General features: G+C 72.6%; 21 protein-coding genes and 1 pseudogene. 11 read left to right on the forward strand and 11 right to left on the reverse strand.

From position 1 onward, the window contains the following. Window positions 1–150 precede the first annotated feature (150 nt). Together ftsH and folE are read left to right on the forward strand one after the other, a co-directional pair. The gene (gene ftsH / locus E6R18_RS01300; protein WP_136314931.1) at window positions 151–2175 is read left to right on the forward strand and encodes an ATP-dependent zinc metalloprotease FtsH; all 2025 of its coding nucleotides are present in this window, start codon (window positions 151–153) and stop codon (window positions 2173–2175) included. Window positions 2176–2320: 145 nt separating this feature from the next. Further along, entirely contained in the window at window positions 2321–2926 is a 606-nt protein-coding gene (gene folE, locus E6R18_RS01305; RefSeq protein WP_136314932.1) for a GTP cyclohydrolase I FolE, read from the forward strand. 32 nt (window positions 2927–2958) lie between these two features. Here the strand turns inward: folE and E6R18_RS01310 are convergent, their stop codons facing one another. From E6R18_RS01310 to E6R18_RS01335, 6 genes are all read right to left on the reverse strand, one after another. Further along, entirely contained in the window at window positions 2959–3441 is a 483-nt protein-coding gene (locus E6R18_RS01310) for a DUF3180 domain-containing protein (protein ID WP_136314933.1), read from the reverse strand. 58 nt (window positions 3442–3499) lie between these two features. Beyond that, a complete protein-coding gene (folK, locus tag E6R18_RS01315) occupies window positions 3500–4111 on the reverse strand; it encodes a 2-amino-4-hydroxy-6-hydroxymethyldihydropteridine diphosphokinase (RefSeq protein WP_136314934.1) in 612 nt (203 codons plus the stop codon). Then, on the reverse strand, window positions 4108–4467 hold the full coding sequence (gene folB / locus E6R18_RS01320) for a dihydroneopterin aldolase (RefSeq protein ID WP_136314935.1): 360 nt from the start codon (window positions 4465–4467) through the stop codon (window positions 4108–4110). Before folB ends, folK begins: the two co-directional genes overlap by 4 nt. A 220-nt stretch (window positions 4468–4687) precedes the next feature. Further along, complete coding sequence (locus E6R18_RS01325) at window positions 4688–5170, reverse strand: nuclear transport factor 2 family protein (RefSeq protein WP_136314936.1); 483 nt, start codon at window positions 5168–5170, stop codon at window positions 4688–4690. Beyond that, window positions 5167–5961 carry a dihydropteroate synthase gene (folP, locus tag E6R18_RS01330; protein WP_136314984.1) on the reverse strand — a complete coding sequence of 265 codons (795 nt, stop codon included), beginning with the start codon at window positions 5959–5961 and terminating at the stop codon, window positions 5167–5169. Before folP ends, E6R18_RS01325 begins: the two co-directional genes overlap by 4 nt. A 138-nt stretch (window positions 5962–6099) precedes the next feature. Further along, a complete protein-coding gene (locus E6R18_RS01335) occupies window positions 6100–7941 on the reverse strand; it encodes a phosphatidylglycerol lysyltransferase domain-containing protein (RefSeq protein ID WP_206308181.1) in 1842 nt (613 codons plus the stop codon). Between the two features lie 139 nt (window positions 7942–8080). Here E6R18_RS01335 and E6R18_RS01340 point away from each other — a divergent pair, with 139 nt between their 5' ends. After that, window positions 8081–9202, forward strand: a complete 1122-nt coding sequence (locus E6R18_RS01340; protein ID WP_136314938.1) for an alpha/beta hydrolase-fold protein — start codon at window positions 8081–8083, stop codon at window positions 9200–9202. A 210-nt stretch (window positions 9203–9412) separates the two neighbouring features. Here the strand turns inward: E6R18_RS01340 and E6R18_RS01345 are convergent, their stop codons facing one another. After that, a complete protein-coding gene (locus E6R18_RS01345; protein ID WP_136314939.1) occupies window positions 9413–10600 on the reverse strand; it encodes a betaine/proline/choline family ABC transporter ATP-binding protein in 1188 nt (395 codons plus the stop codon). Between the two features lie 149 nt (window positions 10601–10749). Here E6R18_RS01345 and E6R18_RS01350 point away from each other — a divergent pair, with 149 nt between their 5' ends. The 4 genes from E6R18_RS01350 (at window position 10750) to E6R18_RS01365 (ending at window position 14326) form a co-directional block, all read left to right on the forward strand. Beyond that, window positions 10750–11463 carry an ABC transporter permease gene (locus E6R18_RS01350; protein WP_136314940.1) on the forward strand — a complete coding sequence of 238 codons (714 nt, stop codon included), beginning with the start codon at window positions 10750–10752 and terminating at the stop codon, window positions 11461–11463. Between the two features lie 2 nt (window positions 11464–11465). After that, window positions 11466–12140, forward strand: a complete 675-nt coding sequence (locus tag E6R18_RS01355) for an ABC transporter permease (protein WP_136314941.1) — start codon at window positions 11466–11468, stop codon at window positions 12138–12140. A 71-nt stretch (window positions 12141–12211) separates the two neighbouring features. Then, window positions 12212–13189: an ABC transporter substrate-binding protein gene (locus tag E6R18_RS01360; protein ID WP_136314942.1), complete on the forward strand. Its 978-nt coding sequence runs from the start codon at window positions 12212–12214 to the stop codon at window positions 13187–13189. Window positions 13190–13294: 105 nt separating this feature from the next. Continuing rightward, complete coding sequence (locus E6R18_RS01365; RefSeq protein WP_206308182.1) at window positions 13295–14326, forward strand: hypothetical protein; 1032 nt, start codon at window positions 13295–13297, stop codon at window positions 14324–14326. Between the two features lie 87 nt (window positions 14327–14413). Here the strand turns inward: E6R18_RS01365 and E6R18_RS01370 are convergent, their stop codons facing one another. Beyond that, a complete protein-coding gene (locus E6R18_RS01370) occupies window positions 14414–15556 on the reverse strand; it encodes an NADH-quinone oxidoreductase subunit D (RefSeq protein WP_136314943.1) in 1143 nt (380 codons plus the stop codon). A 56-nt stretch (window positions 15557–15612) separates the two neighbouring features. Then, entirely contained in the window at window positions 15613–16596 is a 984-nt protein-coding gene (locus E6R18_RS01375; protein ID WP_136314944.1) for an SAM-dependent methyltransferase, read from the reverse strand. A gap of 95 nt (window positions 16597–16691) precedes the next feature. Here E6R18_RS01375 and E6R18_RS01380 point away from each other — a divergent pair, with 95 nt between their 5' ends. Both E6R18_RS01380 and E6R18_RS01385 read left to right on the forward strand, forming a co-directional pair. Continuing rightward, the gene (locus tag E6R18_RS01380; protein ID WP_136314945.1) at window positions 16692–17906 is read left to right on the forward strand and encodes a sensor histidine kinase; all 1215 of its coding nucleotides are present in this window, start codon (window positions 16692–16694) and stop codon (window positions 17904–17906) included. Between the two features lie 46 nt (window positions 17907–17952). Further along, window positions 17953–18627 (forward strand): response regulator transcription factor, encoded by a 675-nt coding sequence (locus tag E6R18_RS01385; protein WP_136314946.1) that lies wholly within the window; start codon window positions 17953–17955, stop codon window positions 18625–18627. A 21-nt stretch (window positions 18628–18648) separates the two neighbouring features. Here the strand turns inward: E6R18_RS01385 and E6R18_RS34585 are convergent. Both E6R18_RS34585 and E6R18_RS01395 read right to left on the reverse strand, forming a co-directional pair. Continuing rightward, a pseudogene (locus tag E6R18_RS34585) lies at window positions 18649–18813 on the reverse strand (DUF5937 family protein); the annotation flags it as partial. A 112-nt stretch (window positions 18814–18925) separates the two neighbouring features. Next, entirely contained in the window at window positions 18926–20137 is a 1212-nt protein-coding gene (locus tag E6R18_RS01395; RefSeq protein WP_136314947.1) for a beta-eliminating lyase-related protein, read from the reverse strand. A 189-nt stretch (window positions 20138–20326) separates the two neighbouring features. Here E6R18_RS01395 and E6R18_RS01400 point away from each other — a divergent pair, with 189 nt between their 5' ends. Both E6R18_RS01400 and panC read left to right on the forward strand, forming a co-directional pair. Beyond that, window positions 20327–21403 carry a DUF2520 domain-containing protein gene (locus E6R18_RS01400; protein ID WP_136314948.1) on the forward strand — a complete coding sequence of 359 codons (1077 nt, stop codon included), beginning with the start codon at window positions 20327–20329 and terminating at the stop codon, window positions 21401–21403. Then, window positions 21400–22169 (forward strand): pantoate--beta-alanine ligase (gene panC / locus E6R18_RS01405; RefSeq protein WP_136314949.1); only part of this gene is annotated, 770 nt, incomplete at its 3' end. The genes E6R18_RS01400 and panC, both read left to right, overlap by 4 nt.

Raw genomic sequence — 22169 nt, forward strand, 5'->3', positions numbered from 1 at the left:
CCTCCCGCCGTTGAGCCTTCGAAGGCGGGTTCGCCGGACGTCCGAGGCGGACGCCGGTGCCAATGCTGGGGTACCGTCCGAAGAACAGTCTTTACTCACAGCAGCATTTACCTACGGGCAGGAGGGACGGGGCGACTTCGCTCCGTATGGATGGACGTGAAGCGATACTTCCGTGGGCCGGTCATGTGGATCGTGCTGGCCGTCCTCGCCGTGGTCGTGTTGATGAATGTCGTCGGCTCGGGCGGCGGCTACAAGACGGTGGACACCGGCCAGGTGATCCAGGCGATCAGCAAGAACCAGGTGGAGCAGGCCAAGCTGACCACCGGTGACGATCAAATCCTCAAGATTGAGCTGAAGGACGGCCAGAAGCTGACCGGCGAGTCCGGCAGCAAGTTCCAGGCGAGCTACATCGGCAACCAGGGCGTCCAGCTCGCCGACATGCTGCAGAAGAAGTTCGAGAGCGGTGACATCGAGAAGGGTTACACCGTCTCGCCGTCGAAGCAGTCCCCGTTCGTCTCGATCCTCTTCTCGCTGCTGCCGTTCGTCCTCATCGTGGTCGTCTTCCTGTTCCTGATGAATCAGATGCAGGGCGGCGGCTCCAAGGTCATGCAGTTCGGCAAGTCCAAGGCCAAGCTGATCACCAAGGACACCCCCAAGACGACGTTCGCCGACGTGGCGGGCTCGGACGAGGCGGTCGAGGAGCTCCACGAGATCAAGGAGTTCCTCCAGGAGCCGGCGAAGTTCCAGGCCGTCGGCGCCAAGATCCCCAAGGGTGTCCTGCTGTACGGGCCTCCCGGCACGGGCAAGACGCTGCTCGCGCGCGCCGTCGCGGGCGAGGCGGGCGTCCCGTTCTACTCGATCTCCGGTTCCGACTTCGTGGAGATGTTCGTCGGTGTCGGTGCCTCCCGGGTCCGCGACCTCTTCGAGCAGGCCAAGGCGAACGCCCCGGCGATCGTCTTCGTCGACGAGATCGACGCCGTCGGACGCCACCGCGGCGCCGGCATGGGCGGCGGCCACGACGAGCGCGAGCAGACGCTGAACCAGCTGCTCGTGGAGATGGACGGCTTCGACGTGAAGGGCGGCGTCATCCTGATCGCCGCCACGAACCGGCCGGACATCCTCGACCCGGCGCTGCTGCGCCCGGGCCGCTTCGACCGGCAGATCGCCGTCGACCGCCCGGACATGCAGGGCCGTCTGGAGATCCTGAAGGTCCACCAGAAGGGCAAGCCGGTCGCCCCGGACGTCGACCTCGGCGCCGTCGCCCGCCGCACCCCCGGCTTCACCGGCGCCGACCTGTCGAACGTGCTGAACGAAGCGGCGCTCCTCACGGCGCGCAGCAACCAGAAGCTCATCGACAACGAAATGCTCGACGAGGCCATCGACCGCGTCGTGGCGGGCCCGCAGAAGCGGACCCGGATCATGTCCGAGAAGGAGAAGAAGATCACCGCGTACCACGAGGGCGGACACGCCCTGGTCGCGGCGGCCTCCCCCCAGTCGGACCCGGTCCACAAGATCACGATCCTCTCCCGCGGCCGCGCCCTCGGTTACACGATGGTGCTCCCGGAGGAGGACAAGTACTCCACGACGCGCAACGAGATGCTCGACCAGCTGGCGTACATGCTGGGCGGGCGCGCGGCCGAGGAGCTGGTCTTCCACGACCCGACCACCGGTGCCGCGAACGACATCGAGAAGGCCACGGCAACGGCCCGCGCGATGGTCACGCAGTACGGCATGACGGAGCGGCTCGGCGCGATCAAGTTCGGCGGCGACAACACCGAACCCTTCGTCGGCCGCGAGATGGGCCACCAGCGCGACTACTCGGAAGAGGTCGCCGCGCTGGTCGACGAAGAGGTCAAGAAGCTCATCGAGACCGCCCACAACGACGCGTGGGAGATCCTCGTCGAGAACCGCGACGTGCTGGACGCCCTGGTCCTCCGCCTCCTGGAGAAGGAGACCCTGGGCAAGGAGGAGATCGCCGAGATCTTCGCCCCGATCGTCAAGCGCCCGGCCCGCCCCGCGTGGACCGGCTCCGCCCGGCGCACGCCGTCCACCCGTCCGCCGGTGCTCTCCCCGAAGGAGCTCGCCCTCACCAACGGCGCGAGCACGGCGAACGGTTCGGTCACGGACACCGTCCCGGCCACCGAGTCGATCCCCGAGGAGCGACCCGAGAGCTAGTCACCGACCCCGGTGTGTTCCCTGTCACGGGGCTCCCACCGGGCCCGGAATGGATGCCGCGCCCCCCAGGTTCTAGCCTGTTGGGGGCGCGGCTTTTCCGTACACCTGCGCGAATGCCCCCGCAGTGACTAGGAACGAGGCACACATGACCGACCCGGTGACGCTGGACGGCCAGGGACCGATCGGCGAGTTCGACGAGAAGCGCGCCGAGGCCGCTGTACGAGAGCTGCTCATCGCAGTCGGCGAGGACCCGGACCGCGAGGGTCTGCGGGAGACCCCGGGGCGCGTGGCGCGGGCGTACAAGGAGATATTCTCGGGCCTGTACCAGGAGCCCGAGGACGTCCTGACGACCACGTTCGACCTGGGCCACGACGAGATGGTGCTGGTCAAGGACATCGAAGTGTTCAGCACCTGTGAACACCACCTGGTCCCGTTCCGCGGGGTGGCGCACGTCGGGTACATCCCGGCCACCAGCGGCAAGATCACCGGTCTGTCGAAGCTGGCCCGGCTGGTGGACGTCTACGCCCGCCGGCCGCAGGTGCAGGAGCGGCTGACCACGCAGGTCGCCGAGTCCCTGATGGAGATCCTGGAGCCGCGCGGCGTCATCGTCGTCATCGAGTGCGAGCACATGTGCATGTCGATGCGCGGCATCCGCAAGCCGGGGGCGAAGACGCTGACCTCGGCCGTCCGCGGGCAGCTGAGGGACCCCGCGACGCGCGCCGAGGCCATGAGCCTGATCATGGCGCGCTGACGCCCCCGTGGGGACGTGTGGCGCACCCGCCCCTACGCCGCTGCCGTGCCGGGGTTGTCGTCCTTGTCGTCCGGGAGCTTGCAGACGTGCTCCAGGAAGAGGGCGGCGGCGATGACGGCGATGCCGGCCAGGACCGCGAAGCCGGCGTAGACGGCCTGGTCGCGGCGGGGCGGGATGTCGAGGGAGCCGAGCAGGAAGACGCCCGTGCCGCCGTACATCCCGGCGACCAGGGCGACCACGAGGGCGCTGGCCTGGGCGAAGACCAGGGCGCGGGCCGCCATCAGCGGCTCGACGCCCTTCGCGCCCGGCCGGCGCTCGCGCTGGGCGCGCAGCCGGGAGCGGATGGACAGGGCCGTGGCCAGCAGGACGACGGCGATCACCGCGAGCACGATGGGCGCGGCCAGCGGCACGCTGGGCAGGGTGCCGTAGGAGTCCCAGAGGCGGGCGGCGCCCCAGGACAGGACGCCGGCGGCGGCGAAGAGGCCGGCCAGGACTCCGAGCCGTAGTTGCTTCACCGGGTGAGCCGCCTTCCGCCGCCTGTGATCGTCCCGCTGTCTTCTGTGAGCCTAACGACTACTCGGGCAGCCGGAGTTCCAGGTCGGCCCGGGGGAGGACGCCGTCCTGTCCGACACCGGTCAGCAGATCGGCGACCGGGCCGCTGCCGGGCAGCTGGGCCTCGGGGTCCACGTCGTGCCACGGGGCGAGGACGAAGGCGCGCTCCCGGGCCCGGGGGTGGGGCAGCGTGAGCACCGGGTCGTCGGAGACCACATCGGCGTACGCGACGATGTCGACGTCGATGGTGCGCGGGCCCCAGCGCTCCTCGCGGACCCGCTCGAAGGCTTCCTCGATGGCCTGGCCGCGCTCCAGCAGCGAGGACGGCGGCAGGGTCGTCTTCACGACGATCACCGCGTTGAAGTACGAGGGCTGGGAACCGGGGTCGACGCCCCACGGCTCCGTCTCGTACACCGGGGAGACCGCCTTGACCCGGAGGCCGGGCGTGTCCTCCAGGGCGTCGATGGCGCCCTGGAGGGTCTCCAGGCGGTTGCCCAGGTTGGAGCCGAGGGAGAGCACGGCGAGTCTGGGGTTGGAGAGGGTGATGTCCGCCGCGTCCACCTGCTCGACCACGGAGGCGGGCACCGGCTGTACGGTCGGGTCGCTCTGCCCCTCGGTAGAAAATGCAGTCATGCTCGGCTCCGGGTGATGGTGATGGTGACGTCGTCGAAGGGGACGGTGATGGGCGCGTCCGGCTTGTGCACCACGACCTCCACCTCCTCGACGCCGTCGTGCTTCAGGCACTGCTGGGCGATGCGCTCCGCGAGCGTCTCGATCAGGTCGACCGGCTCGCCCTGGACCACTTCGACGACCTCTTCCGCGACCACGCCGTAGTGCACGGTCTTCGTCAGGTCGTCGGCGGCTGCCGCGGGGCGGGTGTCGAGGCCGAGCACCAGGTCCACGATGAACGTCTGTCCCTCTTCCCGCTCCCGGGGGAAGACGCCATGGTGCCCTCGGGCCTTGAGGCCGCGCAGCGCGACACGATCCACGCGAATCACTCCTGCTGTCGTTGGTCGTAGGGCACGGGGCCGCGTGCGGGCGGCCGGGTACCCGATTTCGAATCTACCCGCGCGCACCGACATGCCTCCCCCTCGGGGCCCGGGCGTGCGGGCACGGAACAGATAGCCGCTGATACCCCGATGCGGCCGGTTCCAATCCCGGCGGGGCGTCATTCGCACGTCTTTCGTGCCCGGCGCGGGCGGGAACCGCTCAGGACGGGGTCTCTTCGTCCTCTTCCTCACCGGTTTCGGCCAGTACGGGCGAACCGTGGTGCGACCAGAGCTTCCAGCCGTCCGGCGTGCGGCGGAACACATTCGTGGCGACCACGAGCTGTCCGACCAGCGGTCCCAGTGCGCTGCCCTCCTCGGCGGGGCCGCCACTGAGGATGTTCTCGGTGCACGTCACCAGCGCGGTGTCGCCCGTCATCGAGACGCCGACGTCGGTCAGGAAGAACTGGATGTACTCGGTGTTCGCCATGATCAGCGCGTAGCTGCGCAGCACCTCGCCGCGCCCGCTGAGCACCGGCCAGCCGGGGTGCACGCAGGAGACCGTCAGGTCCTCGCCGGGCAGCCAGAGGCCGGTCAGCGCTTCGAGGTCGCCCTGCTCCAGGGCCTCGTAGAAGGCGGTGTTGGCCTGTTCGACGGCGGCGATGTCGGCGGCCGCCTCCGCGTGGTCGTCCCTCGGCTCGCTCACGCGGCTCCCTCGATGGCGCGGGCGACCCGCACGGCGTCGGCGGTGGCCCGCACCTCGTGGACGCGGACGGCCCAGGCGCCGGCCCGGGCGGAGAGCGCGGAGACGGCGGCGGTGGCCGCGTCGCGCTCGCGGGCGGGCGGCGGGGCGCCCTCGCCGGCCAGGACGCGGCCGAGGAACCGCTTGCGGGAGGCGGCGACCAGCAGGGGGCGGCCTAGGGAGTGCAGCGCGTCCAGCCGGGCCAGCAGCGCGAGGTCGTGGGCGGCGTCCTTGGCGAAGCCGAGTCCGGGGTCGATGACCAGGCGCTCCGGGGCGACGCCGCCGGCGACCACCGCGTCCATCCGGTCCCGCAGCTCCGCGACGACCTCGGCGACCACGTCCCCGTACACCGCCCGGCTGTTCATCGACTCGCTGAAGCCGCGCCAGTGCATGACGACGAAGGGGACCTCGGCGGCGGCGACGACCGGGACCATGTCCGGGTCGGCCTGGCCGCCGCTCACGTCGTTGACCAGGACCGCGCCGGCGGCGATCGCCTGCTCGGCGACGCGGGCCCGCATGGTGTCGACGGAGACCGTGACCCCTTCCGAGGCCAGGCCGCGGACCACCGGGACGACCCGGCGAAGCTCCTCGGACTCGTCCACCCGGGCGGCGCCCGGCCGGGTCGACTCGCCGCCGACGTCCACCAGGTCGGCGCCCTCGCCGACCAGGTCGAGGCCGTGCTTGACGGCTGTCGCGGTGTCGAACCAGCGGCCCCCGTCGGAGAAGGAGTCGGGGGTCACGTTGACGACGCCCATGACCGCGCAGCGGTCCCACTCCGGCAGACCCTGGACCGTGCCTCGCCCACGCAACGTACTCATACGACCAGCGTAGGGCCTGGCCGGTGGACCGGGGCCGGGGTCCGCCGGGCAGGCCCCGGCCCGTGCGGGGCGCCGCTACGCCGCGCGGGCCTCCTGCTCGCCGGCCGGGGGCCGTACGTGGGCGCAGGGGCGGCGGGGGCCGACGGGGAGGCGGCGGGCCAGGGGGCGGGGGAGGGCGAAGTTCACGAAGCCCTCGGCCTGCATCGCGGCGAGCGAGATGCGGGGCAGGTCGCGGGCGGTGCGGTAGACCACGAAGCGGGGCTCCCAGCGGGGTCGGAACTTGGCGTTGAACTTGTACAGCGACTCGATCTGGAACCAGCGCGAGAGGAAGATCAGCAGCCCGCGCCAGACCCGCAGGACCGGTCCCGCGCCCAGCTTCTCGCCGCGGGCCAGGGCGGAGCGGAACATCGCGAAGTTCAACGAGACCCGGGCGATGCCGAGGCGGGGGGCGGCCTGGAGGGAGGCGACGATGAGCAGTTCGTTCATGCCGGGGTCGGCGGCCCGGTCGCGGCGCATGAGGTCGAGGGACATTCCGTCGGTGCCCCAGGGCACGAAGTGGAGCACGGCCTTCAGGTCGCCGTAGGGGGAGTCGGCGCCGTGCTCGTCGGCCTTGTGGGCGGTGGCGACGAAGCAGTCCTCGTCGGCGCTGTCGCCGATCCGGCCGAGCGCCATGGAGAAGCCGCGTTCGGTGTCGGTGCCGCGCCAGTCGGCGGCGGCGCGGCGGATGCGGGCGAGTTCGGCCTCAGAGATGTCGGCCACGCGCCGGACGCGGGTCTCGTAGCCGCCGCGTTCGATGCGCTTGACCATCTGGCGTACGTTGCGCATCGCGCGTCCGGCGAGGGAGAAATCCGCGACGTCCACCACCGCCTCGTCGCCGAGTTCGAGGGCGTTCAGGCCGGTCTCGCGGGTCCAGACCTCGCCGCCGGTCTCGCTGCACCCCATGACGGCCGGGGCCCAGGAGTGCGCCCGCGCCTCGTCCATGAAGCGCTCGATGGCACCGGGCCATGCCTCCACGTCGCCGATCGGGTCGCCGCTGGCGAGCATCACGCCGGAGACCACGCGGTAGCAGACGGCTGCCTTGCCGCTGGGCGAGAAGACCACGGCCTTGTCGCGGCGGAGCGCGAAGTGGCCGAGCGAGTCGCGGCCGCCGTGCCGCTCCAGCAGGCCGCGGAGCCTCGCCTCGTCGTCCTCGGTGAGGCGGGCCGCCGGGTGTTCGGGGCGGAAGGCCAGGTAGATGGTGGTGACGGCGGTCAGCAGGCCGAGGGCGCCCAGCGAGTAGGCCACGGTCCAGGAGGTGTCCCCGGCGTAGTCGACGGGCCCCTCGAAGCCGAACAGGCCGTACAGCACGTGCTGGAGGCGGTCGGCGATGCTGGGGTTGCCGACCAGCCGGCGCGGATGGGCGCTGACGACGACGAGGCCGAGGCCGAGCGAACCGGCTCCGAGCAGCACGAAGTTGGCCAGGGCCCGCCAGCGGCTGCGCGGGTCGGGGAGCGCGGCGAATTCGCTCCGGTGGCGTACCAGCAGGTAACACAGCGTCAGCGAGACGACCGTGCCGAGGACCGAGTGCCGGTAGGAGAACTGGGCCAGCGCACCGGCCGGGAGGAGCACGACGGCGGCCCGCCAGGCGCGCCGCTTGCGCCGCTTGAGGCCGTGCGCGAGGAGCAGCAGCAGGACGCCGGCGCTCAGCGAGAGGGCGGCGGCGAAGGGGCCGAGGGCGCCGGGGAGCACCTCGGCCAGGCTGTGCATGCGACTGTGCCGGAACCGCGGGAAGACCCCGGCGGCGACATCGATCAGTCCGACGACGGCACAGGCGGTGCCGACGAGCGTCGGTACCGCCTGCGGCTTCGGGCCGCGCACGAACGCGCGTGCGCGATCCGGAACCGATCCCGATTTATCCCCATCTAGCGTGACAGACATCGCTTCCCGTGGTTCCGCGAGAGATTCCTGGAGTCCGGCGGCCGGAGCCCTGCGGACGATGTACGACCTCTAGGACGAGGCTTCCGGGGCGTGGGTTCACCCACAACCCGGAAATTTCCTTACAGAAAGTTCACCGGTCATGGGCCTTACGGGCAAGGCAGTGCTGATCCTCGCGATCGTGCTGGCCGTCGTGCTGTTCACCCTCACGATCTGGTGCTGGCCGAGGCTCGCCCGGCGCAGCGCCCCCGCGGTGGTCGGGCGGGTGGGGATGCTGCTGGCGACGCAGGTGGCGGTGTTCGCCACGGTCGGCCTGCTGGCCAACAACTCGTTCCTCTTCTACGGCTCCTGGGCCGACCTGTTCGGCCGCAAGCAGGAGCTGGGCGTGGTCACCGACCACGCCGCCGGGACGCTGGCCGCGAAGAACATCGTGCGGGTGGGGACGCAGCGCCCGGACGTGCCGGGCGGTGCGCGGCCGGCCGTGGGCGGCCGGATCGACAAGGTCGTGATCGCGGGCCGGCACTCGGGGATCGAGAGTTCGGCGTACGTGTACCTGCCGCCGGAGTACTTCCAGGAAGCCTTCGCGCGGCGGAAGTTCCCGGCGGTCGTGGTGCTCACCGGCTACCCGGGCACCTCGGAGAACCTGATCAAGGGGCTGCGCTATCCGCGTACGGCACTCGACCGGGTGAAGGCCGGACGGGCGCAGCCGATGATCCTGGTGATGCTGCGGCCCACCCTGGCCCCGCCCCGGGACACCGAGTGCGTGGACATAAAGGGCGGCCCGAAGACGGAGACGTTCTTCGCACAGGACCTGCCACGGGCGATCTCGGCCGAGTACCGGGTCGGCAAGCGCGCCCGCAACTGGGGCATCATCGGCAACTCGACCGGCGGGTACTGCGCCCTGAAGATCGGGCTGCACCACCCGGGCAGGTACACCGCGAGCGCGGGGCTCTCCGCGTACTACAAGGCGGCCGAGGACCCGACGACCGGCGACCTCTTCCACGGCGACGAGTCGGCGCGGCGCCGGGCCGACCTGCTGTGGACGCTGGACAACCGGCCGCAGCCGGACTCGTCGTTCCTGGTGACCAGCTCCCGCCACGGCGAATCGAACTACGCCGACACGCGGCGGTTCCTGGCCAAGGTGAAGCAGCCGGCCCAGGTCTCCTCGATCGTGCTGGACAGCGGCGGGCACAACTTCAACACCTGGCGCCGGGAGATCCCGGCCGCCCTGGAGTGGTTGAGCAGCCGGCTCAGCGAGAGCTGACCGGGGCGGGCGGCGGCCCGCCGGGGGCGGGCCCGGCATTCCGGGGCCTGCGCCACGCCGGTCGCGCCCGCCGCCCGCCCCGGTCGGCTCCCCGCGGTCTCCGCCGCGCCCTGCTCGGCTCCCCGTGGTCTCCGTGTGGTGTCCGCCGCGCCCTGCTCGGCTCCCCGCGCCCGCCGTCCGCCCTGCTCAGCCGCCCGCCGTCCGCCCCGCTCAGCTCCCCGGCGTCTCCGTCACGCCCGTCACGCTCTCGACGGCCACCTCGGCGCGGGGTACCGAGCGGCCGTCCGCGCCGACCGAGCGGCGCAGCGCCTCGTGCAGGCGGGCGGGGGTGAGGACGCCCAGGAAGCGGCCCTCGCCCGCCTCGTCGATGACGGCGATCCAGCCGGCGTCGTGCTGGAGCATGGTGGCGAAGGCATGCTTCAGCGGGGCGCCGAGCGGAAGCCACGCCTCCATCCGGCGGGCGTGGTCGCGGACGGTGCCCTTGCCCGCGCTGCGCGCTTCGTCGGCGGGGATCCAGCCGTGCAGGTGGTCCTCGCCGTCCAGCACCACCGCCCAGCGGGCGCCCTCCGCGCGCAGCCGTTCGGTCGCGGCGGCCAGCGGGTCGTCCAGGTGGACGACCGGCGGGTGGTCGAGGTCGCTCTCCTCGACGGGGGTGACCGAGAGGCGCTTGAGGCCGCGGTCCGCGCCGACGAAGTCGGCCACGTAGTCGGTGGCGGGGGCGCCGAGCACGGTGGCGGGGGAGTCGAACTGCTCGATCGCGCCCTGTCCGTAGACGGCGATGCGGTCGCCGAGCCGGACGGCCTCCTCGATGTCGTGCGTGACGAACAGGATGGTTTTACGGACCTGCTCCTGGAGTTTCAGGAATTCGTTCTGCAGGTGCTCGCGCACGACCGGGTCGACGGCGCCGAAAGGTTCGTCCATCAGCAGGACCGGCGGATCGGCGGCGAGTGCCCGGGCCACGCCGACGCGTTGGCGCTGGCCGCCGGACAGCTGTTCCGGATATCGGTCGCCATAAACGGAAGGGTCGAGTCCGACCAGGTCGAGGAGTTCGGCGGCACGGGCGCGGCCCTTTCCGCGTTTCCAGCCGAGGAGATGGGGAACGGTCGCGGTGTTCTCCAGGACCGTCCTGTGCGGGAAGAGGCCGACTTGCTGGATCACATAGCCGATACGGCGGCGCAGCCGGACGGGGTCGATGGCGGATATGTCGTCCCCGTCGAGGAATATCCGGCCCCCGGTCGGTTCGATCAGCCGGTTCACCATCTTCATGGTGGTTGTCTTGCCGCAGCCCGACGGTCCGACGAGCGTGACCAGTTCACCCTCGGCGACCTCGAAGGAAAGGTCGTCGACGGCGGTGGTGCCGTCCGCATACCGCTTGGTGACGTGCTCGAAACGGATCATGGTTCCCCATTGTCGCGCGTGTTCTGTGAAGGACGCGTGTTCTGTGAAGGACGTGTTGCTGGAATACAACGGCCTCGGCGATTGTCAGTGGTCGAGGATAGGCTCGCCGGACATCAGTACGAGAGGGCAATCGGGAGGTGGGGGTACGGATGGCCGGACGGAACTGCCTGGTGACGAACGACTGGGTCTGCGGGGAGTACCTCCGTTCCCGCAGCCACGAGTTGACGGACGCGACGGTCCAGCACATCTGGATCACCGCCGTCTCGGTCGCGATCGGGGTGGCCGTGGCCTTCCCGCTGGCCCTCCTCGCGCGCCGCAGCCGTCGCTTCGCCGGACCGGTGCTCGGGCTGACGACGGTGCTCTACACCGTGCCGTCGCTCGCGATGTTCTCGCTCCTGCTGCCCCTGTTCGGGCTCTCGGCCGCCCTCGTGGTCACCGGGCTCGTGCTCTATTCGCTGACCATCCTCGTGCGCAACATCCTCGCCGGTCTCGAAGCGGTCCCACAGGAGGCGAAGGAGGCCGCGCACGGCATGGGGTACGGGCCAGCCCGCCTGCTGTGGGAGGTCGAACTGCCCCTCGCGCTCCCCGCGTTGATGGCGGGCATACGCATCGCCACGGTCTCCACGATCGCGCTGACGACGGTCGGGTCCATCGTCGGCCGCGGCGGCCTGGGCAACCTCATCGAGGACGCGCTGCCCAGCTTCTTCAAGGCCCAGGTGCTGGCCGCCTCGGTGCTCTGCGTCCTGCTCGCGGTCGTCGCCGACCTGCTGCTGCTCGGCCTGCAGAGGCTGCTGACCCCCTGGACCCGCATCCGCGCCACGCACGGCGTCGCGGGCGCGCCCGGCCCGGCGAAGGCGGTCTGACCATGGGAGTCCTCGGCGAGGCGTGGACCTGGCTCACCACCGGCGCCAACTGGTCGGGCGAGAGCGGGGTCGCCCACCGGCTCGGTGAGCACCTGTACGTCAGCGGGGTGGCGCTCGCGCTGTCCTGCGCCATCGCCCTGCCCGTCGCGCTCTTCCTCGGCCACATCGGCAGGGGCGGCGCGCTCGCGGTCAACCTGGCCAACGTGGGGCGGGCGGTTCCCGTCTTCGCGGTCCTGGCCCTCTTCATGGTCTCGCCGCTGCGCAACGCGGGATACATACCGACGATCATCGCCCTGGTGCTGTTCGCCGTGCCGCCGCTGCTGACCAACGCCTACGTCGGCATGACGGAGGTGGACCGTGCGGTGGCGGAGGCCGCGCGCGGAATGGGCATGTCGGGCGGCCAGCTCTTCCTGCGCGTCGAACTCCCGCTCGCCTACCCGCTGATCATGACCGGGCTGCGGTCGGCCGCGGTCCAGGTCGTGGCCACGGCGACGATCGCCGCCATGGTCGGCCAGGGCGGCCTCGGCCGCATCATCACCGCCGGATTCAACACGTACAACACCCCGCAGGTGGTCGCGGGGGCGCTGCTGGTCGCCGTGCTCGCCCTGCTGGTGGAAGCGGTCCTGGTGGGCGTCGACCGTCTGCTGTCCCCGCTGCGCCGCCGCCGGCCGGCGTGAGAGCCCGGCCCCGCCCACCCAACCGATCACCCTTGTCGCATACGGCCTCGCCGCCGTGGACGGAGAAGAACATGAGCAGGACCTCACGTATGGCCGGCGCGGTCATCGGCGTCATCGCGCTGGCGGGCTCGCTCGCCGCCTGCGGCGGAGACAGCCTGGAGAAGGACAAGGGCGCCCCGGCCGGGGACAAGGACTCCGGCAAGAAGGGGTCGCTCGTCGTCGGCGCCGCGGCCTTCACCGAGTCCAAGGTGCTCGCCGAGCTGTACGCGCAGATACTCGGCGACGCCGGATACAGCACCTCGGTCACCACGGTGAAGAACCGTGAACTCTACGAACCCTCGCTCGAGAAGGGCGAGATCGACGTCGTACCGGAATACGCGGCGACGATCGCCGAATTCCTCAACGCCAAGGTGAACGGGGCGAAGGCCGCCGAGTCGAAGCCGGTCGCCTCGGGCGACACCGCCGCGACCGTCGCCGCCCTGAAGAAGCTCGCCGAACCGCGCGGACTGAAGGTGCTGCCGGCCGGGAAGGCCGTCGACCAGAACGCCTTCGCGGTCACCAAGGAATTCGCCGGCAAGCACAAGCTGAAGAGCCTTTCGGATCTCGGCGCCGCCAAGGTCGGAGTCAAGGTCGCGGCGGGCGACGAGTGCGAGGTGCGGCCGTTCTGCGCGCCCGGGCTCAAGAAGACGTACGGCATCGACGTCACCGGAATCGACCCCAAGGGCGTCGGCACCCCGCAGTCCAAGCAGGCGGTCAAGGACGGCAAGGACCAGCTCGTTCTCACCACCACCACCGACGCGGTGCTGGACACCTACGACCTGGTGTTCCTGGACGACGACAAGAAGCTCCAGAACGCCGACAACGTCCTTCCGGTCCTCAACGCCAAGGACGCCGGCGCTCAGGACATCGCCGACGCACTAGGCAGGCTCACCGGCGCACTCACCACCGAAGACCTCGCGCAACTGAACCGCAAGGTCGACGCCGAGCGCGCCAAGCCCGCCGATGTGGCCCGCGAATACCTGCGGTCGAAGGGGCTGGTCAAGAAGTAGCGCGGGTCCCCGGAGAAGGGGATTCGGGGGCCGCCGGGTAACTTGCGGGGCACAGATTGCCGGGCGGCTCCCCAAGTCCGCCGTACACACGGTAAATTTCGGGCCATGCCACGTGGACGCCATCGCCATTCGCCACCACTGCACAGAATCCTTCCGCCTTCGGCAGTCGCCGGAGCCTCGGCCGCCTGTGCGGCAGGCGCCTGGCTGCTCGCCGACCCCCTGGTCCTGCGCGTGCTGGTCGCGGCCGCCGCGGCCGCCGCCGTCACCGGCGCGGTCCTGATGCGCGGCTGGGACCGCGAGGCGGGCCGCCGCGTCGCCGAGCTGACGCGGGCCCGCGCCAGCGACGAGTGGCGCGCCGAGGAGCGCGTGGCGGAGCTGGAAGCGGATCTGGAGGAGTCGCGCGAGCTGCGCGCCCGCCTGGATACGAAGCTGCGCCGCAAGCGCGTGGAGCTCGCCGGGCTGCGGGGCGAGCACGCCGCGCTGCTGCGGCGGTACGCCAACGCCGAGACCGAGCGCGCCAGCGTCCTGGAGAGCCGTCGGCAGCTCGCCATCGAGGCGTCCGCCCCGGCCCGCGAACTGCCCGCCGCGCGCAGCACCCCGACCCCGGACGCGTACGCCCGCGCCGCCCGCGCGCTGGCCGACCTCCCGCGCAACGCCGCGCTCCAGGAGGCCCGGCGCACCGCCGAGACCGCCGGGCGGCGGGATCTCGCGCAGCGGGTCCGGGAGACCGAGGAGCCGCAGGGCAAGCACGCGGCGGCCGAGGCGCCCGGGGGCGGTGCCGGGGCCGGCGCGGGTCAGGAGCACCGCACGCCCGGCGCGCTGCCCGCGGCCCGGCCCGCCGGTGAACTGCCCGCCGCGCGCCCGGTGCCGGCCGCCAGCGCGGTCGTCCCGTACTCCGCGTCCCGCCGGCACCTGGTGCCGCAGGGCAGCTTCGACTTCTTCGGTACGCAGAAGGCGCACGCCGCGATCGAGTCCGTGCAGAACGAGGACCTGGCCGACGTGGTGGGCGAGGAAGCGCTCGCCGCGCACCGCTCGGGCACGGCGGAGAACCGGGCCGTCGGCAAGGTCATCGACCTCACCGCGCACGACGAGACGGAGCAGCTGGACGTGGCCCAGCTGCGCAGCGCGATCTCGTAACGGCACAGCGAGCACAGAGCGAATGGCATGACGGCCGCCGCCCCGGACTCCGGGGCGGCGGCCGTCGCATGTCGTGCGCGCCGCCCGCTACTTGTCGATGTCGCCGACGACGAAGAACAGCGAGCCCAGGATCGCCACCATGTCGGCGACCAGCGTGCCCGGCAGCAGTTCGGTGAGCGCCTGGATGTTGTTGAACGAGGCGGAGCGCAGCTTCAGCCGGTACGGGGTCTTCTCGCCCTTGGAGACCAGGTAGTAGCCGTTGACGCCGAGCGGGTTCTCGGTCCAGGCGTAGGTGTGGCCCTCGGGGGCCTTCAGGACCTTGGGCAGCCGCTGGTTGACGGGCCCCGGCGCCAGGTCCGCCAGCCGGTCCAGGCAGGCGTCGGCGAGGTCCAGGGCGTTGTGCGTCTGCTCCAGCAGGCATTCGAACCGGGCCAGGCAGTCGCCCTCGGTCCGGGTGACGACCTTCAGGGTGTCCTGGAGCTCCCCGTACGCGAGGTACGGCTCGTCGCGCCGCAGGTCGAAGTCGACGCCCGAGGCACGGGCGATCGGCCCGGACACCCCGTACGCGTGCACCGCTTCGGCCGAGAGCACGCCCACCGCGCGGGTGCGGGCCCGGAAGATCTCGTTGCCGAGGACCAGTCCGTCGTACACGTCCATCCGGGAGCGGACCGAGGCGACGGCGTCCCGGGCGCGGCCGGGCCAGCCCGCCGGCAGGTCCTCCTTCAGGCCCCCCACCCGGTTGAACATGTAGTGCATCCGGCCGCCGGAGACCTCCTCCATCACGGCCTGAAGCTCCTCGCGCTCGCGGAACGCGTGGAACACCGGGGTGATCCCGCCGAGTTCCAGCGGGTAGGAGCCGAGGAACATCAGGTGATTGAGGACCCGGTTCAGCTCGGCGAGCAGGGTGCGGGTCCAGACCGCGCGCTCGGGGACCTCCATGCCGAGCATGCGCTCGACGGCCATCACGACGCCCAGCTCGTTGGAGAACGCGGACAGCCAGTCGTGGCGGTTGGCGAGCATGATGATCTGGCGGTAGTCGCGGGCCTCGAAGAGCTTCTCCGCGCCGCGGTGCATGTAGCCGATGACCGGTTCGGCGTGCTGGATGCGCTCGCCGTCCAGGACGATGCGCAGGCGGAGCACGCCGTGCGTGGAGGGGTGCTGCGGGCCGATGTTGAGCACCATGTCGGTGCTTTCCGCTGCGCCGCCGATGCCGACTGTCGTCTCCGTCATGCGGCCAGTATTCCTTGCGTGCCGCCTCCACAGGGCTCCGCCCCGGACCCCGCTCCTCAGTCGCCGGAGGGGCTCGTTCTCTGCGTCAGCCAGCCGAAGTCGCCCAGGCCGCCCCGCGCCGTGAGTTCCGCCGCCTCGCCCGCCGAGGACAGTGCGCGGACATACGCGGCCGGGTCCGTCGATGCCAGCGACAGGGGCGGGCGCCCGCCGTCGATGCCGAGGGCCGCCAGCGCCTCGCGCTGGGGGCGCAGCTCCGCGTCCGCCCCGCCCGCCGCCGCGCAGGCGTCCAGGGCCACGTGGGCGGTGAGGTCGCAGCTGCCGTCCGGCACCGGCCGCACCTCGCGGCCCGCCCGGAAGCCGGTGAGCGTCCCGTACGGCGGGCGTTGTCCGCGTACGTGCGTGTAGTCCACCGCCACCGCGAGCCCGGCCGACAGGGTGGAGACCGCGTCCGCCCACGCCTCGTCGCGGGGGCGGCCGATCTCCGCCCGGCTGCCGGGGCCCGCCGGAGGCCACCAGTCCCGCAGCCACGCCGCGTCCGCCCCGGCCACCGGCTCGCCCAGCCGCTCCGAGCCGTCCGAGGTGCGCACCTCGACGTACCGGTCGACGCCCTCGGGGTCCGTCTCGGCGACCGGCAGCGGCACGTTGTCCAGCCACTCGTTGGCGAACAGCAGCCCCCGCACCCCGCGCGGCGGCCTCGCGCACCACCGCACGCGCGGGTCCAGCTCCTCGGGGCGGGCGGCGAGTTCGACGGCGTACGCCCGTACCGTGAGGTCCGCGCCGCCCTCGGCCGGGAGCGCCGCGAGCACGCCCGTCACCAGCTCGCCGCGCCCCGCGCCCATGTCGACCAGGTCCACGTCCGTCGTGCCGAGGTCCGCCGCCGTCGCGACCAGCAGCCGGGCGACGGCGGCGGCGAACAGCGGCGAGGCGTGCACCGAGGTACGGAAGTGGCCCGCAGGGCCCTCGGGGCGCCGGTAGAAGCCCTCGTCGCCGTAGAGCGCGGTCTCGGCCGCCTCCTGCCACCCACGCCACTCATCCGTCACGCTCCCAGTCTCCACCTTGGGGAGTACGGTCCCGGGACCCGGATCGCCCCTTCGGCTGACCCCGGCACCCCTCGGCCTTCCCTACGCTGGGTTACGTGCAGCGCCTCTACGATTTCATCCGCAGACACCCGACGGGCGTCGACAGTTTCTGGGCTGTCTTCCTCCTCGGGCTCTCCGGCATGACCATCGTGGTGGGCGACGCCGGGCGCGGCGGCCCCATGGAACGCTTCGCCGTCGTGCCGGTCGTCATCGGTCTCTGCCTCGTCGTCGCCCTGCGCCGGCGCGCACCCGAGAAGATGCTGCTGCTCGCCATCGCGATGGGCGTCGCCCAGTTGCTCTTCGGCGTCCGGCCGACCGTCGCGAACTTCGCCATGTTGGTGATCACCTTCACGGTGGCCACCGTCGGCGAGCGCTGGGCCTCCCGGCTCGCCCTGGCGTGCAGCCTGGGCGCGGCCACGCTCTCCCAGCTCCGCTGGCCGAACGACCAGGGGGAGCCGCGCAGCTGGGCGCAGACCGTGTTCGTCGTCGTCGTGATGACCGTGCCGTTCGTGCTGGCCTGGGTGCTCGGTGACTCGATGCGGACCCGGCGGGCCTACTTCGACCAGCTGGAGGAGCGGGCGGCCCGTCTGGAGCGGGAGCGCGAGGCGCAGTCGAAGGTGGCGGTGGCCGCCGAGCGCGCCCGTATCGCCCGCGAGCTGCACGATGTCGTCGCGCACAACGTCTCGGTGATGGTGGTGCAGGCGGACGGCGCCGCCTACGTCATGGACGCGGCGCCCGACCAGGCCCGGCAGGCGCTGGAGACCATCTCCGGCACCGGCAGGCAGGCGCTCGCGGAGATGCGGCGGCTGCTCGGGGTGCTGCGCACGGGGGACGCGCAGGAGGGCGGGGAGTACGTCCCGCAGCCCGACGTCGAGCAGATCGAGGAACTGATCGACCAGGTCAGGGCGGCCGGCCTGGCCGTGGACTTCAAGGTCGAGGGCACCGCCCGCCCGCTGCCCAGCGGCGTCGAGCTGACCGCGTACCGCATCGTGCAGGAGGCCCTGACCAACACGCGCAAGCACGGCGGCCCGCACGCCGGGGCCAGTGTGCGGCTGGTCTACTTCGACGACGGGCTCGGCCTGCTCGTGGAGGACGACGGCCGGGGCGCGGCGCACGAGCTGTACGAGGACGGCGGGGCCGACGGAGCCGGGCACGGCATGATCGGTATGCGCGAACGGGTCGGCATGGTCGGCGGCACACTGGACGCCGGGCCGCGCCCCGGCGGAGGATTCCGGATCAGCGCGCTGCTGCCGCTCAAGGCCGCCGAATAGAGCCTGACGTCCGCCCAACACGAATAAGAGGAGACAAGGGACCCCCATGGCGATCCGCGTGATGCTCGTCGACGACCAGGTGCTGCTGCGCACCGGCTTCCGGATGGTGCTCGCGGCGCAGCCCGACATGGAGGTGGTCGCCGAGGCCGGGGACGGCGCGGAGGCGATCGAGGTCCTGCGCTCCACCGCGGTGGACGTGGTGCTGATGGACGTACGCATGCCGAAGCTGGACGGCGTCGAGGCCACCAGCCGCATCTGCGCGCAGCCCGATCCGCCGAAGGTGCTGATCCTGACGACGTTCGACCTGGACGAGTACGCGTTCTCCGGTCTGAAGGCCGGGGCCAGCGGTTTCATGCTGAAGGACGTGCCGCCGGGCGAGCTGCTCGCCGCGATCCGCTCCGTGCACAGCGGGGACGCGGTCGTCGCCCCGTCCACCACCCGCCGGCTGCTCGACCGGTTCTCGCCGATGCTGCCCAGCGGCAACCCCGAACCGCAGCACAAGGACGTCGCCAGGCTCACCGAACGCGAACGCGAGGTGATGCTGCTGGTCGCCCAGGGACTGTCGAACGGCGAGATCGCGGGGCGCCTGGTGCTCTCCGAGGCGACCGTGAAGACGCACGTCGGCCGCATCCTGACGAAGCTGTCCCTGCGCGACCGGGTGCAGGTCGTCGTCCTCGCGTACGAGACGGGCCTGGTGCGCGCCGGCGGCGGCGCGGGCTGAGCCGGCGCGAGGGCCGCTCAGCGCAGGATTTCCCTCCAGGCCCGTGGCGGTGGCCGTCGTCCAGCCGTGCACCCCCGGGTGGTGCCCCGGCTCGGAGAGCGCGTGCGGGGCGACCCCCGGCTCGACGAGCGGGGAGGTCGCGAAGACGATGCGGGCGGGGTCGAGCCCCGCGATGTCGATGGTCACGCTCACCCGTCCATGGTGCCGGGCGGGTGCGCCGGCCCGGCCGCCGGTTGACGGCGTACGTCAAACGGCGGCCGGGCGCGGGCGGCGGGACACCGCCGGGGCCGGCCCCCTGTCACCCCTTGCGGGGCACCCGGTCCAGGAAGTCGGCCAGCGCCCGGTGGACGTCCTCGGCCGTCCACTCCAGCCCCGCCTCACCCACGGTCACCTCCGTGAACGCCACCCCGGGCGCACCGGCCCCCGGCGTGAACCAGCGGCGGAAGAGCACCACGCCGGTCTCCTCCGCCTGCCGCACCGACGCCTCCGTCAGCACGTCCGCCTCGTAGGGCAGCCACACCTGGAACTGGTGGGTGTGCGGCGGCTCCGGATGCACCCGGGACCAGCCCGCGTCGGCCTTCGCGAACCCCTCGGCCAGGGCGCCGGCCACGAGCTTCGCGTGCGCCGCGTACGCGGGCAGGTTCGGCAGCTCCCGGTCCAGGCCGGCCAGGGCCGCGACCGCCGCCGGGAACTGCTGGAAGAGCTGACCGCCGTACCGGTGCCGCCAGGTGCGGGCCTCCTCGACGAGCGAGGCGGAACCGGCGAGCGCCGCCCCGGAGATGCCGCCCACCGACTTGTAGAACGACACGTACACGCTGTCCGCGAGCGCGGCGATCTCCGGCAGCCCGCGCCCGAAGTGCGTGGCGCACTCCCAGAGCCGGGCCCCGTCGAAGTGGACCACCGCTTCGCGGTCGCGCGCGGCGGCGACCACGGCCTCCAGCTCCTCCCAGGTGGGCAGCACGAAGCCCGCGTCCCGCAGCGGCAGCTCCAGCATCAGCGTGCCGAACGGCTCCGGGAAGTCGCGGACCTCCTCGGCGGTGGGCAGCCTCGGGGCGGTCGTCGGGTGGACGGTGCGCAGCCCGCTCACCGCCCCCAGCGCGCCGCCCTCGTGCATCTCCGGGTGGGCGAGCGGGTGCAGCGCCACCGCGTGGTTGCCGGTGCGGGCGGCCCAGCAGCGCAGCGCGACCTGCTGGGCCATCGTCCCGCTCGGGAAGAACGCGGCGGCCTCCGTGCCCAGCAGGCCGGCGACCCGCTCCTCCAGCTCGGTGACCACGCCGTCCCCGTAGATGTCGGCCGGGCGGCCGGTGTCGGTGACCGTCGCCGCGTCCGCCGTCAGGGCGGCCAGCTGCTCCCCGAGCGTGAGGTCCTGCGGGAGGCGGGAAAGGCTGCGCCCGGCCTGCCGCCAGGCGGTGAGGCGGCGCAGCCGCTGGGCCTCGTCGGCCCCGTCCGCGGCCCCCTCCGCCGCTTCGTCCGCCGCCTCGTCCGTCACCTGCGTGTTCGTGTCTGCCATGGGACGATCATCACGCAGAACGCCGCCCCCGCCCACAGGGTTTCCCGGCGCCCCGGGCCCGTGACGGCCGCCGGGTGAGCGGAGTCTCCACAGCCTGTGGACAGCCGGGAGGGCGGATCGGGTGCTGGCGTAGCATGCAGAGGAATCGTCCGGTACCCCCCGCGGACTGGAACGGAAGGCCATCGCAGCGTGAACGCAACAGCTCCCAAGGACCCCCTCGACGCGAGGGACCGCCCCGCCCGGCTCACCGTAGGCGTGGTGGGGGCGGGCCGCGTCGGCCCCGCCCTGGCCGCGTCCCTGGCCCTCGCCGGGCACCGCCCGGTCGCCGTATCGGGTGTCTCCGACGCCTCGGTGCGACGGGCGGCGGCCCTGTTGCCCGACGTCCCCCTCGTGACGCCCGCCGAGGTCCTCGCGCGCGCCGAGCTCGTCCTGCTGACCGTCCCCGACGACGCCCTCCCCGCGCTGGTCGAGGGCCTGGCCGAGACCGGCGCGGTCCGGCCCGGACAGCTCCTCGTCCACACCTCGGGGCGGTACGGGACGAAGGTGCTGGACCCCGCGCTGCGGGCCGGCGCCCTGCCGCTCGCCCTGCACCCCGCGATGACGTTCACCGGCACTTCCGTGGACGTCCAGCGGCTGGCCGGCTGCTCCTTCGGGGTCACCGCCCCCGAGCAGCTGAGGCTCGCCGCCGAGGCGCTGGTCATCGAGATGGGCGGCGAGCCGGAGTGGGTCGCGGAGGAATCCCGCCCGCTCTACCACGCGGCCCTCGCCCTCGGCGCGAACCACCTGGTCACGCTGGTCGCCCAGTCGATGGAGCTGCTGCGCACGGCCGGGGTCACCGCCCCCGACCGGATGCTCGGCCCCCTGCTCGGCGCCGCCCTGGACAACGCCCTGCGCTCCGGCGACGCGGCGCTCACCGGCCCGGTCGCGCGCGGCGACGCCGGCACGGTCGCCGCGCACATCGGGGAGCTGCGCGCCCACGCCCCGCAGACCGTCGCCGGGTACGTGGCGATGGCCCGCGCCACCGCCGACCGCGCCCTCGCCCACGGCCTGCTGAAGCCGGAGCTCGCCGAGGACCTGCTCGGCGTCCTGGCGGACGGCGGCGGAGCGCCGGGCGGTCGCGGCCCGGGTGGTTCCGGCGGGCCGGACGGCCCCGGCGGCGCGGACCCGTCCGGCAGTACCGGCACGGGAGGTTCCGGCGGGCCGGACGGCCCCGGCGGCGCGGACCCGTCCGGCAGTACCGGCACCGGACCGCTGGAGCCCCGATGACCGCATCCGTCTCCGCCCCGACCCTGCTGAACACCGCGGCCGAGCTGGACGCGTACGCCGCCGGGGGCAAGCGGGCCGTCGTCATGACGATGGGCGCCCTGCACGAGGGTCACGCCTCCCTGATCCGCGCCGCCCGCGCCCACGCGGGCCCCGCCGGGCAGGTCGTCGTCACCGTCTTCGTCAACCCGCTCCAGTTCGGCGAGGCCGCCGACCTCGACCGCTACCCGCGCACGCTCGACGCCGACCTCGCGGTGGCAGGCGCGGCGGGCGCGGACGTGGTCTTCGCCCCGTCCGTCGACGAGGTCTACCCGGGCGGCGAACCGCAGGTCCGGATCTCGGCGGGCCCGATGGGCGAGCGGCTGGAGGGGGCCTCGCGCCCCGGGCACTTCGACGGCATGCTCACCGTCGTCGCCAAGCTGCTCCACCTGACCCGGCCGGGCGCCGCGTTCTACGGGCAGAAGGACGCCCAGCAGCTGGCCCTGATCCGGCGCATGGTGCGTGACCTGAACTTCCCGGTGGAGATCGTCGGCGTGGAGACGGCCCGGGAGCCGGACGGCCTCGCGCTCTCCAGCCGCAACCGCTTCCTCGACCCGCACGAGCGCCGCACCGCGCTCGCCCTGTCCAGGGCCCTATTCGCGGCCCGCGACCGCCTCGCCGCGCAAGCCGCGCTGCACGCCCGCGCGCAGGCCGCCGGGGCCACCGAGGACCGGGCCGCCGGGCTCAACCGGCTCCGCGAGGCGGGGCTCGCCGAGCCGGTTGAGAGATC

Source organism: Streptomyces sp. A1277 (assembly GCF_004795015.1).
Taxonomy (GTDB): Bacteria; Actinomycetota; Actinomycetes; order Streptomycetales; family Streptomycetaceae; genus Streptomyces.

What these genes read in the sequence shown, in the direction of transcription:
- ftsH (WP_136314931.1), top strand. Translation starts at nt 151, where the DNA reads ATGGACGTGAAGCGATACTTCCGTGGGCCGGTCATGTGGATCGTGCTG.
- folE (WP_136314932.1), top strand. Translation starts at nt 2,321, where the DNA reads ATGACCGACCCGGTGACGCTGGACGGCCAGGGACCGATCGGCGAGTTC.
- folK (WP_136314934.1), bottom strand. Translation starts at nt 4,111, where the DNA reads ATGACTGCATTTTCTACCGAGGGGCAGAGCGACCCGACCGTACAGCCG.
- folP (WP_136314984.1), bottom strand. Translation starts at nt 5,961, where the DNA reads ATGGGCGTCGTCAACGTGACCCCCGACTCCTTCTCCGACGGGGGCCGC.
- E6R18_RS01335 (WP_206308181.1), bottom strand. Translation starts at nt 7,941, where the DNA reads ATGTCTGTCACGCTAGATGGGGATAAATCGGGATCGGTTCCGGATCGC.
- E6R18_RS01340 (WP_136314938.1), top strand. Translation starts at nt 8,081, where the DNA reads ATGGGCCTTACGGGCAAGGCAGTGCTGATCCTCGCGATCGTGCTGGCC.
- E6R18_RS01345 (WP_136314939.1), bottom strand. Translation starts at nt 10,600, where the DNA reads ATGATCCGTTTCGAGCACGTCACCAAGCGGTATGCGGACGGCACCACC.
- E6R18_RS01350 (WP_136314940.1), top strand. Translation starts at nt 10,750, where the DNA reads ATGGCCGGACGGAACTGCCTGGTGACGAACGACTGGGTCTGCGGGGAG.
- E6R18_RS01355 (WP_136314941.1), top strand. Translation starts at nt 11,466, where the DNA reads ATGGGAGTCCTCGGCGAGGCGTGGACCTGGCTCACCACCGGCGCCAAC.
- E6R18_RS01360 (WP_136314942.1), top strand. Translation starts at nt 12,212, where the DNA reads ATGAGCAGGACCTCACGTATGGCCGGCGCGGTCATCGGCGTCATCGCG.
- E6R18_RS01365 (WP_206308182.1), top strand. Translation starts at nt 13,295, where the DNA reads ATGCCACGTGGACGCCATCGCCATTCGCCACCACTGCACAGAATCCTT.
- E6R18_RS01370 (WP_136314943.1), bottom strand. Translation starts at nt 15,556, where the DNA reads ATGACGGAGACGACAGTCGGCATCGGCGGCGCAGCGGAAAGCACCGAC.
- E6R18_RS01385 (WP_136314946.1), top strand. Translation starts at nt 17,953, where the DNA reads ATGGCGATCCGCGTGATGCTCGTCGACGACCAGGTGCTGCTGCGCACC.
- E6R18_RS01395 (WP_136314947.1), bottom strand. Translation starts at nt 20,137, where the DNA reads ATGGCAGACACGAACACGCAGGTGACGGACGAGGCGGCGGACGAAGCG.